Below are 16580 nucleotides of genomic sequence, written 5' to 3'. Positions count from 1 at the left end.
TTCTGGTGTCCGTCAGGGCGTGGGAAGCGGGGCACGGTCGTTTCCGGGTGGGGTCAGTTTTTGAGTCGGACGAGGTTGGTGTGCTGGGGGGTGCGGGGTGTGGGGGTGCGGGCTGTGGGGTCGGTGAGGCCGAAGGTGGTGAAGGCGGTGCGGTCGGGCAGGGGGTAGGGGTTGGTGCCGGTGAGGGTGTTGAGGATGGTGGCGCTGCGCCAGGCGGCGAGGCCGAGGTCGGGGGCGCCGACTCCGTGGGTGTGGCGTTCGGCGTTCTGTACGTAGACGTTGCTGCCGGTGGCGGTGATGGCGGGGTCGAGGAGGAGGCGGTACTGCGCGTCGATGCGGGGGCGTTCGGCGCTGTCGCGGCGCATGTAGGGGTCGAGGCCGGCGAGGAGTTGGTCGAGGGGGCGTTCGCGGTAGCCGGTGGCGAGGATGACGGCGTCGGTGGTGAGGCGGGAGCGGGTGCCTTCCTCGATGTGTTCGAGGTGGAGTTCGACGCGGGTGGTGGCCACGCGGCCCGCGGTGCGCACGGTGACGCCGGGGGTGAGGACGGTGTCGGGCCAGCCGCCGTGGAGGGTGCGCTGGTAGAGCTCGTCGTGGATGGCGGCGATGGTGTCGGCGTCGATGCCTTTGTGGAGTTGCCACTGGCCGGGGACGAGGCGGTCGCGTACGGGTTCGGGCAGGGCGTGGAAGTAGCGGGTGTAGTCGGGGGTGAAGTGTTCGAGGCCGAGTTTGGAGTACTCCATGGGGGCGAAGGCGGGGGTGCGGGCGAGCCAGTGCAGGTGTTCGGCGCCCGGGGGGCGGTGGCGGAGGAGGTCGAGGAAGATTTCGGCGCCGGATTGTCCTGAGCCGATGACGGTGATGTGGTCGGCGGTGCGGAGCCGGTCGCGGTGTTGCAGGTAGTCGGCGGAGTGGATGACGGGGACGGTGGGGGCGTCGGCGAGGGGTTTGAGGGGTTCGGGGATGTAGGGGGCGGTGCCGATGCCGAGGGCGATGTTGCGGGCGTGGGTGCGGCCGAGTGCTTCGGCTTCGCCGTCGGCGTCGAGTTGGGTGAAGTCGATGTCGAAGAGGGAGCGTTCGGGGTTCCAGCGGACGGCGTCGATCTGGTGGCCGAAGTGCAGGGCGGGGAGGTTCTCGCTGACCCAGCGGCAGTAGGCGTCGTATTCGGTGCGCTGGATGTGGAAGCGCTCGGCGAAGTAGAAGGGGAAGAGGCGCTGGCGGGCGCGGAGGTAGTTGAGGAACGACCAGGGGTTGGCGGGGTCGGCGAGTGTCACCAGGTCGGCGAGGAAGGGGACTTGGAGGGTGGCGCCTTCGATGAGGAGGCCGGGGTGCCAGTGGAAGGAGGGCTGTTGTTCGTAGAAGGCGGCGTCGAGCTTTCCGCGTTCGGTGAGGGGGTGGGCGAGGGCGGCCAGTGACAGGTTGAAGGGGCCGATGCCGATGCCGATGAGGTCGCGGGGTGCGGTGGGGGTGGTGGGTGCCTGCGCGGTCCTGTCGTGGCGGTGGGGCGTGTCGGGCGTGGCCGTCATCGGTGGCTGGTTCCTTCCACGAGCGTGAGCAGGGCCGTGAGGTGTTCGGTGCGGGTGTGTGGGTTGAGGAGGGTGGCTTTGAGCCAGCGGCGGCCGTCGATCGTGGCGCGGCCGAGGACGGCGGTGCCGTTGTCCAGGAGTGTCCTCCGGACCTGGGCGATGTGGTCGTCGTCGGCGTCGGTTGGCCGGAACAGGACGGTGCTGATGGTGGGCTTGTCGTAGAGGTCGAAGCGGGGGTGGGCGGTGATGAGGTCGGCGAGTTCGCGGGCGCGGTCGCAGACCTGGTCGACGAGGGCGCCGAGTCCGGTGCGGCCGAGGGCTTTGAGGGTGACGGCGATCTTGAGGGCGTCGGGTCTGCGGGTGGTGCGCAGGGAGCGGCCGAGGAGGTCGGGCAGGCCTGCTTCGGTGTCGTCGTCGGCGTTGAGGTAGTCGGCGCGGTGGGTGAGGACGGTGGTGTCGGTGGGGTCGCGGACGGTGAGGAGTCCGGCGGCGGCGGGTTGCCAGCCGAGTTTGTGCAGGTCGAGGGCGACGCTGTCGGCGCGTTCCAGGCCGTGGAGCTTGGGTCTGTGGGTGTCGCTGAAGAGGAGTCCCGCGCCGTAGGCGGCGTCGACGTGGAGTCGGGCGCCGTGGGCTTCGCAGAGGTCGGCGATGTCGGTGAGGGGGTCGATGAGGCCGGCGTCGGTGGTGCCCGCGGTGGCGGTGACGAGGTAGGCGTCGGCGGGTCCGGAGAGTTCGGTGCGTGCGGTGAGGGCTTTGTCGAGGGCTGTGGGGTCGAGGACGCCTGCGGGTGTGGGCACGGTGATGGGTTCGGGGAGTCCGAGGAGCCAGGCGGCGCGGCGCAGGGAGTGGTGGGCGTTGGCGCCGACGAGCAGGTGCAGGGGGCGTTGGGGCCGACTGGGGGTGGTGGTGTGTTCGCGGGCGAGGAGCAGGGCGAGTTGGTTGGATTCGGTGCCGCCGGTGGTGATCAGGGCGTCGCCGGTGCCGGTGCCGTGGACTTCGGCGGCGAGGGTGGTGGTGAGGAGCGCTTCGAGGGCGGAGGCGGCGGGGGCTTGGTCCCAGGAGTCCATGGAGGGGTTGAGTGCGGACGCGGCTAGGTCGGCGGCTGCGGCGAGGGCGAGGGGTGGGCAGTGCAGGTGGGCGGTGCACAGGGGGTCGGCGGGGTCGGCTGCGCCTGCGGTGATGGCGCGGATGAGGGTGCGCAGGGCGTGGTGGGCGCCCGTTCCGTGGGTGGGCAGGAGGTTGCCTGCGGCTTCGCTGACGCGGGTGGTGACGGTGGTGGGGCCGCCGCTGGGGAGGGGGCCGCCGCGGGTCTCGGCGCCCTCGGTGAGGGCGGCGAGGGTCGTTTCGAGCAGGGGCCGCAGGGCGTCGGGGCCGTTGGTGCCTCCGGCGAGGGGCGGCGGGGTGCTCATCGGTGTCCTCCGGGGCGCGGGTGGGGTTTCCAGCGTGGCCGCGTGGTGTTCGGTTTGCCCGGGGGGCTCAACGATCCGGACCTGAAAGGGGTATTGCTCATGGGGGGAGTTTGCGGGGGGTGGGGGTGGGGTGGTAGGCCCTGGCGGGGGCTCCCCCGATCCCGCCCCTTTCCCGGCTGTGTCCATTGGCGGCTCCGCCGCGCAGGGGGCTCCGCCACCAGACCCCCGTATCGGCCTGCGGCCTCGTCCTCAATCGCCGGACGGGCTGGAACCCTGCGGCACCGGCAAAGCCCGGGCGAGGGCTACCGCAGCCGTACCTCCCCCGCTCCCTCCGCCCCCTCCACCTCAAGCACCCACACCTCGTTGGCTCCCTCCCGGAGGGCAGGGGCGGGTACGTACAGGGATTGTTGCGGCCCGATCCCCCAGTAGCGCCCCAGGCAGAAGCCGTTGACCCATGCGAAGCCGCGGCCCCAGTTGGTGAGTTCGAGGTCGGCGTCGCCGGGGTCGTGGAGGGTGAGGGTGGCGCGGTGGAGGCCGGTCGCGCCGGGGAGGGGGCCGGTGTCGGCGGGGAGGTCGCGGACGGGGGCGGGGTCGGTGAAGGCGGTGAGGGGGAGGGCGACGGCCCGTACGCCGTGGACGTACTGGCGTTCGTGGAGGATGCCGCCGGTGATGCCCTTGGGTTCGCCGAGCCGGGGGCCGTAGCTGACGCGGCCGAGGGATTCCGTCCAGAGGGTGACGCGGGCGGGCCCGGCGATGGGTTCGGGCAGGGTGGGGGCGTCTTCGGTGAGGACGCCGGCGGGCAGGCCGTCGATGTGGACGACGGCGCGGTCGCGCAGTCCGCGCACGCTCAGGGGGTGGGGCTCGCGGGGGCCGGGGATGTCGACGGTGTAGCGCACCAGGCCCCGGTCGACGCCGAGGTCCTCGAAGGTGGGGGGTACGGCGTGTTCGGTCTCGGGGCTGCCGATGCCGTCGGCGAGGGTGTCGAGGGCGACCCGGTCGGTGAAGTGGACGACGGCGGGGGCGGCGAGGGTGGGCGGGGGTGGCGGCGGGTCGGGCAGGGGGGCGTCGGCGTAGGGGGCGAGGACTTCGCGGAACAGCCGGAACTTCTCGGTGGGGCGGCCGTGTTCGTCGATGGGCGCGTCGTAGTCGTAGGAGGTGACGTCGGGTTGCAGGGTGCCGTCGTGGAGGCTGCCGCCGCGGTTGGCGCCCGCCCAGCCCGCGAAGCTGGTGCCGCCGTGTGCCATGTAGAGGTTGACGGAGGCGCCGCACTCCAGGATCTCGCGGAGCGCGTCCGCGGCGTCCCGGGGGTCGCGTACGACGGGTTCGGCGCCCCAGTGGTCGAACCAGCCGCACCAGAACTCCATGCACATCAGGGGTCCCTTGGGGCGGTGGCGGCGCAGTACGGCGAAGCCTTCGCGGGCGCGGGAGCCGAGGTTCACGGTGGCGAGGACGCCGGGGATGCTCCCGCCGGTCAGCATGTGGTCCTCGGGGCCGTCGGAGGTGAACAGTTCCGCGGTCACGCCGTGGGCGCGCAGGAGTTCGGTGAGGTGGCCGAGGTAGACCTGGTCGGAGCCGTAGCTGCCGTACTCGTTCTCGACCTGCACCATGATCACGGGTCCGCCGCGGTCGTGCTGGCGGGAGACGACCTGGGGCAGGAGCCGGGCGAACCAGCGTTCCACGTGCGCGAGGTAGGTCTTGTCGCGGGTGCGGGCGCGGGTGCCGGTCTCGGCCGTCAGCCAGTACGGCAGTCCGCCGTTGTCCCATTCGGCGCAGATGTAGGGGCCGGGGCGGACGATGGCCCACAGTCCGGCGGTGTGGGCGGCGTCGAGGAAGCGGCCGAGTGCGGTGATGTCGTGCAGTTCGCCGGGGCGGGGTTCGTGCATGTTCCAGGGGACGTACGTCTCCACGCAGTTGAGGCCCATGGCCTTGAGCGTGGCGAGCCGGTGGCCCCACTGTGCCTCGTGCACGCGGAAGTAGTGCAGTGCCCCGGAGAGCAGCCGTACGGGCCGCCCGTCCAGTTCGAAGTCGTCCGTGCCCACCTTGAAGGTGTCGCCGTGGGCGCCGGGGTCGTCGGCGGCCGTGCTGTGTCTTTCGTCCATCGTATCCATCGTGTCCCTCGCGATCCCTGCTGCGGCCACGATTGCCTCTGGCGGGCGGCACGGTCCATGGACAAAGATCGAGCCGGGTTGGACGCAGTGGTCCGCACGGTCAGGCGTTCGGGAGGAAAGGGGCGGCGGCGGATGTATCACACCTGGATGCGGTATTTCACGCCGAGCCCGGTCCATCACCGGCTCGGCCTGGTGTGTCTGGGCGTGGGCCTGCAGCACGGCACGCTCCCCGCTGTCGGGCCGCGCACCCTCGACCATCACGTCGCCCTCGTCGTCAGTGCGGGCAGCGGCTGGTTCCGGGCGCCGGACGGGCGGCGCGGGGCGGTCACGGCGCCCGCGCTGATCTGGCTGTCGCCGGGGGTGCCGCATCACTACGGCGCCGATCCGGAGACCGGCTGGGACGAGTGCTTCGTGGACTTCACGGGCCCGGCCACGGCGACGTACGCGGAACTCGGCTACATCGACCCGGACCGGCCCGTGGTGCCGCTTGCCGATCCGGACGCGGCCCGTGCCGTCGTCGGCCGCATCGCCCGCGCCGCCCGGCGTGGAAACCCGCTGCTCGAGGTGGAGACCAGTGCCGCGGTGCACGAGCTGCTCGTGACGCTGCGCCGGGCCCGCGCCGACACGGCGCCCGACGGCGACCCCGTCCTCAAGTCCCTGGCCCGGGACGCGTTCACGGCGCTGTCGGTGACCGAGCACGCCGCCCGGCACGGCATGACGCCCGCGGAGCTGCGCACGGCCGTGCGCCGGGGCGCGGGGTGCAGCCCCAAGGACTATCTCCTCGGCATCCGGCTCGGGCGCGCCAAGGAGCTCCTCGCGGCCACCGAGCTGCCCGTCGCCGCGGTCGCCCGGCGGGTGGGCTACGACGACCCGGCCTACTTCTCCCGGCTGTTCACGCGCCGTGTCGGGGTGGCTCCGGTGCGCTTCCGTGAGCAGCAGGGGCGGGCGGTGCCGGGTGGCTGGTCGCAGCAGGTGCCCGATCCCGAACATCCGCCCACTCTGCCGTCCTTCGGCGGGGCGCCCGATGGCACGTAGGCTCATCTGCCATGACCACTCACCACACCAGTGACGACAACGGCGCCACGGGAACGGGGGCGGCGGAGGGCGGCATCGACCCCGCCGTGCGCGCCGAGCTGTCCCGCCTACGGGACAGCATCGACAACATCGACGCCGCGGTCGTCCATATGCTCGCCGAGCGCTTCAAGTGCACCCAGCAGGTCGGTCACCTCAAGGCCAACCACCAGTTGCCGCCGGCCGACCCGGCCCGTGAGGCCCGTCAGGTGGCCCGTCTGCGCCAGCTCGCGGAGAACGCCAAGCTGGACCCCGCCTTCGCCGAGAAGCTCCTGAACTTCATCATCGGGGAGGTGATCAGGCACCACGAGAGCATCGCGGACGGCAACAACCGCTGAGGGGACCCCTGAACGGGCGTGCGCCGGATCAGGCACCATGGCCAGATGTCCGTTCTGACGCGCGACGAAGCGCAGACCCGAGCCCAGCTCCTCGACGTACGGCGGTACGAGGTCGATCTCGACCTGACCACCGGTGAGGACACCTTCGACTCCCGCACGGTGATCACCTTCACCGCGGCGGCGGACGGCGACACCTTCGTCGAGTTGAAGCCCGCGAGGCTGCGCTCCGTCACGCTCGACGGCACCGCCCTGGACCCGGCGGACCTGGACGGCAACAGGCTGGCGCTGTGTGGTCTGACGGCGGGCGAGCACGAGTTGCGGGTCGACGCCGCCATGGCTTACTCGCGTACCGGTGAGGGCATGCACCGGTTCACCGATCCCGCCGACGGGGAGACGTACGTCTACACGCAGTTGTTCCTTGAGGACGTGCAGCGTGTGTTCGCGGCCTTCGACCAGCCGGATCTGAAGTCCGTGTTCGCGCTGACGGTCGCCGCGCCGAAGGGCTGGACGGTCCTCGCCAACGGGGTCACCGAGCATGTGGGCGGTGGCCGCTGGCGGGCGGCGCCGACGCCGCTGATCTCCACGTATCTCGTCGCGGTCGCCGCGGGGCCCTGGCATTCGGTGCGTACCGAGCACCGTGGTCTTCCGTTCGGCATCCACTGCCGGCGCTCGCTCGCGCCGCATCTGGACGCGGACGCCGATGAGCTTCTGGACGTCACCCGGGCGTGCTTCGACCGCTATCACGAGAAGTTCACGGAGCCCTATCCGTTCGACTCCTACGATCAGGCGTTCGTCCCGGAGTTCAACGCGGGTGCCATGGAGAACCCGGGACTTGTGACCTTCAGTGACGAGTTCGTCTTCCGGTCCGCGGTGACCGACACCCAGCGTCAGACGCGTGCGATGGTCGTCGCGCACGAGATGGCGCACATGTGGTTCGGGGACCTGGTGACGCTGGCGTGGTGGGACGACATCTGGCTGAACGAGTCCTTCGCCGAGTACATGGGCTATCAGACCCTCACGGAGGCCACCCGTTTCTCCGACGCGTGGGTGGACTTCGGTGTCGCCCGCAAGTCCTGGGGGTACGACGCCGACCAGCGGCCCTCCACCCATCCGGTGGCGCCCGACCCGGACGCGGTCCCCGACACGGCGTCCGCGCTGCTCAACTTCGACGGCATCTCCTACGCCAAGGGTGCGAGCGCGCTGCGTCAGCTCGTGGTGTGGCTCGGGGAGAAGGACTTCCTCGCGGGCATCAACGCGCACTTCGCGCGTCACAGGTTCGGCAACGCGACCCTCGCCGACTTCATCGACAACCTCGCCTCGGCGACGGACCGCGACGTGCACGACTGGGCGCGGGCGTGGCTGCGGACCACGGGCGTGGACACGTTCACGCCCACCGTCACGGACAGCGGCCGTGAGTGGACCCTCACCCTCGGCCGTGCGGGCAGCCGCCCGCACCGTGTCGCCGTGGGCGTGTACGACAGGGACCTGTCCGACGGGCGGTCCCTGGTGCTTCGCGAGCGGTACGAGACGGACGTGCCGGCGCGGGCGGAGCCGGTGGTGCGCGACGGTGGCAGGCCCGTGCTGATCGTGCCCAACGACCAGGACCTGACCTATGCGAAGGTCCGCCTCGACGAGGTGTCGCAGGATACGGTCCTCACCTCGCTCTCCGGTGTTCCCGACGCGCTGACCCGTGCGGTGCTGTGGAACGCGCTGCGTGACATGGTGCGCGACGGTGAGCTGGCCCCTGCCGTCTATCTGGAGGCGGCCCGCGCCCATCTGCCCGCGGAGAGCGACCTCGCCGTCGTCTCGGGCGTCCTCGGTTTCGCCGGTGCCGTCGTCGCCGACCGGTACACGCCCCTCGACGGCAGGACCGCCGCCCTGGCCACGCTCGACGCGCTGTGCCAGGACGTGATCCGGCGTACCGAGGACGGTTCGCAGCCCGGGTTGCGGCTCATCGCCGTGCGGGGTGTCATCGACTCCGCGACGCAGCCCGAGCCGCTCACGACCTGGCTCTCGCAGGGTGCGGTGCCCGGCGGGCCGGAGCTGGACCCGGAGCTGCGCTGGCGGATCCTTTGCCGGCTCGCCGTGCTCGGCGCGGTCGACGGGGCCGCGATCGCCGCTGAGCTGCGCCGCGATCCGAGCGCGACCGGTCAGGAGGGTGCCGCGCGCTGTCGTGCGGCGCTGCCGGACGCGACCGCCAAGCGGCAGGCGTGGGATGCCATGTTCGGGTCCGACGAGTTGTCCAACCATCTGTTCACGGCCACGGCGCAGGGCTTCTGGCAGCCCGGGCAGGACGCTCTCGTACGGACTTATGTGCCGCGTTTCTTCGAGGACGCGGTGGCGTTCGCAGATCGTCGGGGGCCCGCCATGGCCGAGGCCGCGGGGCGGCACGCCTTCCCGAGGTCCGCCGTGGACGAGGAGACGCTGCGCCTGGGTGAGCGCTGCCTCGATCGCACGGATGTACTGCCCGCGCTCCGCCGCCGTCTGGACGACCAGTTGGACGACCTGCGGCGGGCGTTGCGGGTGCGGGGCGGTGCCGGGCAGGGGTGAAGGGGGGCCGGGGTCCTGGGTCGTTGGGCCTAGGTCCGCGGTCCCGGTCGCCGGTCGGTGATCTCCACCCCGGTGATGATCCGGTGGCCGCGGGCCGCTGCCTAGGGTCGATCTTGACGCATGGCGGGGCGGGGCAGCACCGTCCCGCGGCGGGCCGGGGCCCTACCGCGCCGGCCCGTGCCGTCCCGAGCGTCCCGAACCCGAGGAGTCCCTGTGATCGTCGTGACCGGTGCCACCGGCAACGTGGGCCGTGCCCTCGTCTCCCTGCTCGCCGACGAGGGTGTGCCCGTGCGCGCCCTGACCCGTGACCCGGCGCGTGCGGGTGCCATGCCCGGGGGCGCCGAGGTGGTCCGCTTCGCGCCGTCGGCCGAACCCGCCGCCATGGCCGAGGCGTTCGCGGGTGCCGACGCGCTGTTCCTGCACCTGGCGGCGGGCGGTGAGCACACCGCGGCGCTCCTGGAGGCCGCGCGTGCCGGTGGTGTCCGGCACGTCGTCGCCCTCTCGTCGATCATCGTCGACCACGACGACGCCGCCGGGCACCCCCTCCATGACGTGCACGCCGCGCTGGAGGAGCACGTCCGTGCCAGCGGGCTCGACTGGACGTTCCTGCGGCCGGGCGCCTTCAGCACCAACGCGCGGCAGTGGGCGGCGCAGATCCGCGCCGGTGACACGGTCCGCGGTCCGTTCGCGAAGCTGCTCCTCGCGCCGGTCCACGAGGGCGACATCGCCGCGGTCGCCGCCCGCGCCCTGCTCGACACCGCGACGCACACCGGCGCCGTGCACAGCCTCACCGGGCCCGAAGCCCTCACCACCGAGGAGCAGGTCCACCAGTTGGGCCGGGCTCTCGGCCGTGACCTGCGGTACGTGGAGATCTCCCCCGCCGAGGTGACCCCCGACATGTTCCCGCACGTCGAGCCGGAGATGCTGCCGGTGTTCCTGGCGTCCCTGGGCGCGGCCGTCGGCGGCGACACGGACCTGACGACGACCGTACGGGACGTCACCGGGCGTCCGGCGCGGACGTTCGCGCGGTGGGCCGAGGAGCACGCCGACGACTTCCGCACGCGGGCCGCCGCCTGACAGCACCCCGGCACCCTTGCGCGGGCCGCGCGTCCCGGGGCCGCGCTGCCTGAACCGCCCGCGCTCGCCGGGGGCCGCGCTACACCTCCCGCACCTCGAACGCGTCCAGGACGAACTCCGCCTTGCCGTCGTCGCCGACCTTGCGCAGTCCGACCCAGGCCTCCCCCTCGGCGGGCGCGGTGAACTCGTAGGACAGTTGGGTCGGCGCGGTGGCCACGGGCAGGGCCTCGCGGGACAGTTCGCGTGCCCCCGGCTCGTCCACGGCCGTCACCCAGGCGTACTGTCCCGCCTTCTCGTTCTCGTACCGGAACGACACCCGGTAGCGTCCGCCCGGCGCGAAGCGGGCGGTGTGCGGGACGGTGCGGTGGACGAGGCCGCTGTTCTCCCCGCGGGACTTCAGGGACTGGGTGCCGTCCACGACGTCGTCGACCGCCTTGCCGTTCCAGTTGCGCTGGGTGTAGGGCGCGTGCCGCTGCGCGATGTGGGTGCGCGGGTCGGTGGCGCCCCCGGCGTCGCCCTTCACGAACGGCCCCCAGCCCTGCGGCACGTCCTCGAAGTCCTCGCGGGCGAGCACGCCCCGGCCGAGCGGCGGCCGCGCCCCCACGGCGACGACCCGCACGTTGTCGAACCGCACCCGCGCCCGCCCTGCCTCGGCGCGCAGCGCGAGGTGGACCGCGCCGCCGCCGTCGGGCACGGTGAAGTACGTGAACAGGCGCTGGAACCGGGTGCCGTGCTTGCGGTCGGCGGCGACGAAGTTGACCGCGGTGGAGGTGTGCGTCCAGTTGGCGGCGGTGACGCCGTCGGCGGTGCGCACCTGAAGGGTGGCGCGGCGCCGCTGTCCTGCCTCGTCGCCCACTTCTACCTGCACGGACGCGGCGTACGTACCGGGTTTCAGGCGGCGCAGGCGCTGGCTCACGGAGGCGGCGCCGCCCGCGGCCACCACCAGTTCGTGGTCGCCCAGCTCGCTGCGTTCGACGGTGGCGGGCCCGGTGACCTGCCAGGCGTCCAGGTTCCCCGCGTGGAAGCCGGGGTCGCGCAGGGGGGTGCCCTGGCCCCAGTCGGGGTCGGGGGCGCGCCGGACGCGGGTGCGGTGGACGACGTAGGGCTGTCCGGCCCGCGCGTCGAGGGTGATCTTCCCGCGGCGTACGGGTACGTCGGCGACGAAGGCGCGGCCCTGGTCGGTGAGGCGGTACAGGGCGACCTTGCGCAGTCCGGCCCAGCCCCGGGGCAGGGACCAGGTGCTCGCTCCGCCGCGGGGGTGGTAGTGGTAGAGCTGCTGCGGGTCGGTGGCCCTGCGCGGCTCCCAGGGCAGCAGATAGCTGCCGCCGTCGTAGACGAGCCGGTTGTCGGTGGTGATGCGCCGGGCTCCGCCGTCGGCGTCCGTCACGGAGGTGGCGCCCGCGCCGAAGAACGTGATCTCGTGCTCGGTCCAGGACTTGATGGGCTGCGCCTGGAGGTACTTGGCGGGCAGCGCGTGCGTCCAGATCAGGTCGTAGAAAGCGGTCCAGTCGGTCTTGCCGGTCCAGCCGGAGAAGGTGCCCATGCGGGCGGCGCCGAGCAGGGTGGGCCACTTGTCGGCGAAGACGTCCTTCTGGTGGTGCCGGATGAAGCGGATGAGCTGGGAGTTGATGCCGCGTGAGGTGTCGGGCCCGTAGTCGGTCTCGGTGGCCCAGTGCGACCACAGGGCCGAGCGTTCGAAGCCGTGGCCCCATTCGCTGGTGACCATCCAGCCCTGCTCGCGCAGGGTGCGCTGGAGGCGGTCGGAGGTCCAGCCGGACTCGCGGAAGACGTCGATGTAGAGGGTGTTGAGGGCCGGGTGCGCGTCGCGGCGCAGCTCGGCGAAGCGGCGCACGATGTCGCCGGAGACCAGGTCGCGGCGCTGGTCGATGCGGTAGCTCTGGTCCAGCCAGTCCCACTGCTCGTTGCTCTTGTCGACGAGTTTCTCGGAGAAGGCGTTCGCGACCGGGTAGGACTCGGTGGCGTTGACGTGCACACCGAAGTCGCTGTTCCACTTGGCGCCCTCGCTCACGAGGGTGTTGAGGTCGGCGAGGCCGCCGGCGCGCGTGTTGTAGTTGCCCGCGTAGTCGGGGTGCGCGGAGTCGTGGCCCTCGGACTGGTAGCCCTTGAGGAGCGTGTACTGGCGCAGGCCGTCGGTGGCGAGGTGGATGCGCTTGACGTCGTCGAGGGTCGCGAGGAACGGGTTGGTGGCCTGCGAGGCGAAGTTGAAGGGGATGTGCGGGACGACGCGCAGGTGCTGCTCGTCGGCGCCGAGCGGGTTGACCATGATGTCGCGGAAGGCGATGGCGGCGTCCTGCCAGTCGACCTTGCCGTCTCCGTTGCGGTCGCCGGTGACGACGACGGTCGCGTACGGCAGCGGCTCGGTGGCGTCCACGGGGGCGGTGGCGGCGCGGTGCGTCCACTGGCCGGGGGTGAGCCGCGCCTCGACGTGGCCGTCCTTGCGTACGGTGTGGCGCCACAGGCGGCCGTTCTCCCAGGTGGTCTCCCCCGTGGGCTTGTCGTAGACGGTGTTGGTCTCGACGGCGCCGCCGAGTGCGTCGTGCGCGAGCACCGCGTACGCGCAGCCGCTCGGGGCGGCGGCGGGTGTGTCGGGGGTGAGCCGCACCAGGGTGTCACCGCTCTTGGCCTTGTCGAGCTGCACCCTCGCGGCGAGCAGGGTGGCGCCGGGCTGGTCGCTGCGCACGGAGAGCAGGGCGAGGCCGGGGATGCGGAGGGTGCCGACGCGCAGCGCCGCGGTGTCGTCGATCCTTGTGACGCGCCAGTGGACCTGGCGGCCCTTCACGGCGATCTCCACGTCGACGCGGGTGCCGCCGTCGAGGGTGAGGGTGTACGCGGCGCGGTCGCCGCGCAGCGCCACGGAGACCTTCGGCGTGTGCTCCTTCTCGTCGATCAGGAGCGTGGTCACGGGGTCGGGCTGGCCGTGCAGGACGGCGCGGCTCGCTCGGTCGGTGTACGAGACGACGCGCGGGAAGCCGGTGGCGACGCGGACGTCGAGGGCGGAGGAGCGCAGGACCGCCTCGTCGGCCGCGGCGGCGGTCCCGGTGGCCGGTGCCGCGTGCGCGGCGGTGCCGGCTCCGACGGCGGCGCCCATCCCGGTGATCCCGGCGATCGCTCCCGAGGCGACCACGGCTCTGCGGCTCGGCCCGGCCTTGGGCCCGGGCGTCTGTGACGGCAGCATGAACGCACCCTCCGTGGGACGGAACTCGTGACGGGACGGAATTCGTGACGAGACGGAATTCGTGTCGGTCACGATGCGCCGCGCGGGACGAGGGCGCCCATGGACAAAGACGGGAGAGGTCTTGGACTAACGTCGCCCCTCCACGCGGCCCGGCCACTCCTCCACGCGGCCCGGCCGCTCCCCCGCGCCGCCCGGCCGCTCCCCCGCGCTGTCCGACTGCCCGGCCGTTCCCGGCGCTACCCGGTTTCGCCCCGGTCGGGTCGCGCGGGGGCACGGCTGCCCGGCGCCGCGCTACCCCGCCGCGCCCTGCCCGTACGGCAGCACCGCCCGTACCTCCCAGCCGCCGTCCGCGGTCGGCCCCGCCGTCAGGGTGCCGCCGAGGGCCGTGGCGCGTTCCTCCAGGCCGGTGAGGCCGAAGCCGCCGCGGTCGGTGCCCCGCGGGGCGGGCGCGGCGGTCGGCGCGGCGCGGTGTCCGCCGTCGTCGGTGACGCGGACCTCCAGGCCGCCCTCGACGAGCCGCACACCGACGTGCACCGACCTCGCCCCGGCGGCGTGTCTGCGTACGTTCGTCAGCGCCTCGCGCACGATGTGGTGCGCCGTGGCGGCGAGATCGGCCGGAAGCCGCTCCTGAAGCCCGGGTTCCACCGTCACGGTGACCGGCGGCCCGGTGGCCGTGTGCGTCTCGGCGAGGTCGCGCAGCGCGGCGAGCCCGGCCAGGGGCACGGTCGGGGCCGCGCCCTCGCGGAGCACCCGTACCAGGCGCCGCATCGCGCCGAGCGCCTCGTCGCCCGCGTCGGCGATGCGGGTGAACGTGGTGGCGGCGGCGTCGGCGCCGATCGCGGTGAAGGACGCGGCGCGGGCCTGCACGACGATGCCGGTGACGTGGTGGGCGACCAGGTCGTGGAGCTCCCGGGCGAGTTCGAGGCGTTCGGCGGCGCGCACCGCCTGCACGTCCCGTACCCGCTGCGCCTGCTGTGCGCGGAGCAGCAGCGAGAACGCGCTGACCACGGCGGCGAGCGCGGAGAACAGGAGCGTGAAGCGGCCCGGGGACGCGTCCCGTACGGGGGCGGCCACGCAGGCGAGCGCGAGCAGCGGGCCGAGGACGGCGGCGGGGCGGGCGGGCAGCCGCAGCAGGACGCCGGTGAGCAGCACGAGCAGCGCGATGGCCTCGCCCATGCCCCAGACGGTCCCCGGCCGCGTGCTGAGGAACACGTACAGCGTGGCGGCCCAGGAGACCCCGGCCGCCGTCCAGGCGCGCAGGGCCAGGGGCGGCCGTGCCCAGGGCACGGCGCACAGGCAGCACAGGATGCCCGCGGTCCACACGGCGGCGCGCGGCCCGGTGGATCTGCCGCCCAGGGTCAGGCCCTCGACGGTGACGAGGAGGACGAGCACGGCGGCGAGCAGCAGTCGGGCCGCGGTGCGGCGCTCGGGGTACCGGTCGAGGAGGCGCGCGTACCGGTCGAGGAGTCCGGGGCCTGCGGGGCGGCGCCGCGGCGGGTCCTGCGGGCGGGCGCTCACGCGGTGCGGGTGGCGAGGCCGCTCTCCCAGGCCCAGGCGGCGATCTCGACGCGGTTCCTGGCGTCCAGCTTGGTCTGCACGTTGGCGAGATGGGACTTGACCGTGGACAGGGAGACGAACAGTTCGGCGGCGATCTCGTTGTTGGTGCGGCCGCGGGCGAGGGCGCGGACGACGTCCTGTTCGCGCTGGGTGAGGGGTTCGGCGGGGGTGCGGGACGCGGGGGCCGCGCCGGGGGCCAGTTCCCGCAGCAGCCGTACGGTGATCGCGGGTGAGACGAGGGCGTCGCCGGCGGCCGCGGCGCGCACGGCCTCCACGAGCATGGCGGGGCTCGCGTTCTTCAGCAGGAACCCGCTGGCGCCCCCGTGCAGCGCGGCGTGCACGTACTCGTCGAGGTCGAAGGTGGTGACGATGACGATGCGGGGGCGCACCGCGCCGTGGGCGGTGAGGCGGCGAGTGACTTCGAGGCCGTCGAGACGGGGCATGCGGATGTCGAGGAGGAGCACGTCGGGGTCGTGTTCCTGGACGGCGGCGAGGGCGTCCTCGCCGTCGACGACGTCGGCGAGGACCTCGATGTCGGCCTGGCTCTCCAGGATCATGCGGAAGCCGGTGCGGACCATCTCCTGGTCGTCCGCGATGACCACCGTGATCGCCATGTGCTGCCGCCCGCCCTTGCCCGAAGCCTGTCCCGTACGGCCCCGAGTGTTCCATATGGGGACATACTCGGCGGGAGGTGGAGGGACGTACTCGGCGGCAGTGGAGGGACGTACTCGGCAGGAGGCCGGACAGTTGGGGCGCACGAAGCGGGGCCGGGTGCGTTCCGCGCGACCCGGCCCCGCGACTCAGCCGCTCACCGTGCGGGCACTGTGGGGTGCCCGGTGGGTCAGAGCTGGTTGGCGTGCTTGGTTACGTCGGCCGCGAAGGTCGACACCTCGGTGTAGACACCGGGGTACTGCGGGCGGGCACAGCCGTTGCCCCAGCTCACGATGCCGACCTGGATGAACGCGCCGGCGTCGTCCTTGCGGAACATGGGGCCGCCGGAGTCGCCCTGGCAGGTGTCGACGCCGCCCACGTTGAGCTTGCCGGCGCAGATCTCCTCGCCGGGGATGATGTCGCCGCCGTAGGCGGACTGGCAGGCGGAGTCACTCACGAAGGGGACGGTGGCCTTGAGCAGGTAGCGCTGCTGCGCGCCGCCCTCGCGGTTGGCGCCCCAGCCGGCGACGGTGAAGTCGCCCTTGTTGTACCTGGTGTCGGTGGCGATCTTCAGCGTGGGCTGGTTGATCGGCTTGGCGAGCTTGATGAGCGCCCAGTCCTTGCCCTTGCCGTTGTAGCCGGGTGCCTGGAGGACCTTGGTGGACTTGACCTTGATGGCGCTTGAGCTCTGCAGGTCCACGACGCCGCCGGTGGCGGTGATCGAGGTGTTGTTGCCCGAGCCGTCGACACAGTGGGCCGCGGTCAGGACGACGTCCTGCTTGAGGAGAGAGCCGCCACAGCCCATCGAGAGACGGACCATGAACGGGAATTCACCCTGGGCGGCACGCACACCGCCGACGACGCGCTCGCCGGGGTTGGGGCCGGGGTGCGGGGCGGCCTGGGCGACGACGGGCTGCAGGCTGGCGACACCGAGGGCGACCGACCCGAGAACGGCGGCTCTCTTGACTCCACGGAACTTCGTCTTCAACTTCTTGCCCCTTCGTGGGAGTTGTGGGGGGTTGCGCACGCGGCGGGCCCATACCGCACGCGCCGGAGCACTGCATGACATGAGCCCGCCAAGCGTTGTTGGATTATGAGGAGGG

Annotated in this window: 11 protein-coding genes; 4 read left to right on the top strand and 7 right to left on the bottom strand. The window is 72.7% G+C overall.

The annotated features are described in order from the left end of the window. Window positions 1-53 precede the first annotated feature (53 nt). From IG78_RS0118520 to IG78_RS0118510, 3 genes are all read right to left on the bottom strand, one after another. Window positions 54-1520, bottom strand: a complete 1467-nt coding sequence (locus IG78_RS0118520) for a lysine N(6)-hydroxylase/L-ornithine N(5)-oxygenase family protein (RefSeq protein ID WP_037686306.1) — start codon at window positions 1518-1520, stop codon at window positions 54-56. Next, window positions 1517-2929, bottom strand: a complete 1413-nt coding sequence (locus tag IG78_RS0118515; RefSeq protein ID WP_030564546.1) for a pyridoxal phosphate-dependent decarboxylase family protein — start codon at window positions 2927-2929, stop codon at window positions 1517-1519. The genes IG78_RS0118520 and IG78_RS0118515 overlap by 4 nt, the downstream gene beginning before the upstream one ends. Before the next feature lie 302 nt (window positions 2930-3231). Then, window positions 3232-5028, bottom strand: a complete 1797-nt coding sequence (locus IG78_RS0118510) for a glycoside hydrolase family 35 protein (RefSeq protein ID WP_051852735.1) — start codon at window positions 5026-5028, stop codon at window positions 3232-3234. 141 nt (window positions 5029-5169) lie between these two features. Between IG78_RS0118510 and IG78_RS0118505 the strand changes: the two genes are divergently transcribed. From IG78_RS0118505 to IG78_RS0118490, 4 genes are all read left to right on the top strand, one after another. Further along, window positions 5170-6072 carry a helix-turn-helix domain-containing protein gene (locus IG78_RS0118505; protein WP_030564542.1) on the top strand — a complete coding sequence of 301 codons (903 nt, stop codon included), beginning with the start codon at window positions 5170-5172 and terminating at the stop codon, window positions 6070-6072. Window positions 6073-6083: 11 nt separating this feature from the next. Next, window positions 6084-6446, top strand: coding sequence for a chorismate mutase (locus IG78_RS0118500; RefSeq protein WP_030564540.1), 363 nt, complete (start codon window positions 6084-6086; stop codon window positions 6444-6446). Window positions 6447-6491: 45 nt separating this feature from the next. Beyond that, window positions 6492-8996, top strand: coding sequence for an aminopeptidase N (pepN, locus tag IG78_RS0118495; protein WP_030564538.1), 2505 nt, complete (start codon window positions 6492-6494; stop codon window positions 8994-8996). A 213-nt stretch (window positions 8997-9209) separates the two neighbouring features. Beyond that, entirely contained in the window at window positions 9210-10073 is an 864-nt protein-coding gene (locus tag IG78_RS0118490) for an NAD(P)H-binding protein (protein ID WP_030564536.1), read from the top strand. Window positions 10074-10152: 79 nt separating this feature from the next. On the opposite strand, the gene IG78_RS0118485 is transcribed toward IG78_RS0118490, so the two are convergent. The 4 genes from IG78_RS0118485 to IG78_RS0118470 form a co-directional block, all read right to left on the bottom strand. Beyond that, window positions 10153-13269: an endo-alpha-N-acetylgalactosaminidase family protein gene (locus IG78_RS0118485; RefSeq protein ID WP_030564534.1), complete on the bottom strand. Its 3117-nt coding sequence runs from the start codon at window positions 13267-13269 to the stop codon at window positions 10153-10155. A 291-nt stretch (window positions 13270-13560) separates the two neighbouring features. Next, the gene (locus IG78_RS0118480; protein ID WP_078965565.1) at window positions 13561-14787 is read right to left on the bottom strand and encodes a sensor histidine kinase; all 1227 of its coding nucleotides are present in this window, start codon (window positions 14785-14787) and stop codon (window positions 13561-13563) included. Continuing rightward, window positions 14784-15440 carry a response regulator gene (locus IG78_RS0118475; protein WP_030564530.1) on the bottom strand — a complete coding sequence of 219 codons (657 nt, stop codon included), beginning with the start codon at window positions 15438-15440 and terminating at the stop codon, window positions 14784-14786. Before IG78_RS0118475 ends, IG78_RS0118480 begins: the two co-directional genes overlap by 4 nt. 227 nt (window positions 15441-15667) lie before the next feature. Beyond that, window positions 15668-16465: a S1 family peptidase gene (locus IG78_RS0118470; protein WP_030564528.1), complete on the bottom strand. Its 798-nt coding sequence runs from the start codon at window positions 16463-16465 to the stop codon at window positions 15668-15670. Window positions 16466-16580 lie beyond the last annotated feature (115 nt).

This window comes from Streptomyces aureocirculatus, from assembly GCF_000720475.1.
Lineage (GTDB): Bacteria > Actinomycetota > Actinomycetes > Streptomycetales > Streptomycetaceae > Streptomyces > Streptomyces aureocirculatus.
The sequence above is the reverse complement of the archived record's forward strand: the minus strand, read 5'-3'. Positions and strand labels throughout refer to the sequence as shown.